1 protein-coding gene is annotated in these 384 nt (G+C 58.9%); it reads right to left on the reverse strand.

Features of this window, described 5'->3' with window-relative positions:
* The coding region (locus tag EN991_RS39650) for a TatD family hydrolase (protein WP_206519396.1) at nucleotides 1–384 on the reverse strand (384 nt) is incomplete at both ends.

Consider the following 384-nt stretch of genomic DNA (forward strand, 5'->3'; position numbering starts at 1 on the left):
GGATGAAGGGGAAGGCGCCCTTCCCTGTTTCGTCCTCGAGAATATCAGCCATGTCGGCATCGGCATCGCGCGAATGGATGACCAGCGGCAGCCCCGTTTCACGGGCGGCGGCGATGTGATTGCGAAAGCCTTGCGCCTGTGCATCGCGTGGCGCCTTGTCGTAAAAATAGTCGAGACCGGCCTCGCCGATGGCCACTACTTTCGGGTGCGCGGATAGCCGCACAAGCTCCTCGACCGTGATATCCAGTTCTTCGGCCGCATTGTGCGGATGAGTGCCGACAGAGCAATAGACTTCGTCGAAAGTTTCAGCGATCTCAAGTACTTGCGGAAAACGCTTCACGCGTGTCGAGACCGTCACCATACGGCCAATTCCGGCGGCTAAAG

It is taken from the genome of Mesorhizobium sp. M7A.F.Ca.US.005.03.2.1 (assembly GCF_003997795.1).
In the GTDB taxonomy this organism is placed as follows: Bacteria; Pseudomonadota; Alphaproteobacteria; order Rhizobiales; family Rhizobiaceae; genus Mesorhizobium; species Mesorhizobium ciceri.